Below are 254 nucleotides of genomic sequence, written 5' to 3' on the forward strand. Positions count from 1 at the left end.
GTTGATACGCAGATCGTTGGTTTTAATGAAGAAATTATTCGTGATGCTGTTTCCTATGAACTTCAGCGTGACGGGCAGGTATATTTTATCAACAACAGAATCGAAAACCTTAAGGAAATTGCCGGGCTGATACAGCGACTGGTTCCGGATGCAAGAGTCATTACAGGTCATGGACAGATGGAAGGAAAGCAACTGGAAAAAAATGTTCTGGATTTCATGGAAGGAAAATATGACGTACTGGTTTCCACCACTAT

At 41.3% G+C, this 254-nt stretch carries 1 protein-coding gene; it reads left to right on the top strand.

Going from position 1 to position 254, the window contains the following annotated elements; genetic code table 11:
- The coding region (locus ACPYOM_RS23080) for a helicase-related protein (RefSeq protein WP_481347757.1) at positions 1–254 on the top strand (254 nt) is incomplete at both ends.

It is taken from the genome of Monashia sp. HAY1-2A (assembly GCF_056755315.1).